Here is a 240-nt window from a genome sequence, read left to right as displayed (position 1 = left end):
ACCAGTCGCCGAAATTCGGCGCCGCCCAGCAGGTTTATTTCGTTCAAGGAACTCCTTCCACGGACGGAACCAGCTCGCTCATCGGCGTGATTCATCAGGATATTCTGAGTCATGTCACTGATCATCAAATGAAAAATTTGCGGCTTGAGCCTTATCCGAATGAAAACCGGTGGAAGGTGGAATCGGTCGATACCGACACCTTGAAAGATAAAGTCGTTGATCATCCGGAGGATAACCAAG

Annotated in this window: 1 pseudogene; it reads left to right on the top strand. The window is 49.2% G+C overall.

Annotated elements, in window-relative coordinates:
- Positions 1-240, top strand: a pseudogene (locus KVT27_RS25985) (S8 family peptidase); the annotation flags it as partial.

The sequence above is a fragment of the Lysinibacillus sp. GbtcB16 genome, from assembly GCF_019091145.1.
Taxonomy (GTDB): Bacteria; Bacillota; Bacilli; order Bacillales_A; family Planococcaceae; genus Lysinibacillus; species Lysinibacillus fusiformis.
This window is presented reverse-complemented; position numbering and strand designations above follow the sequence as displayed.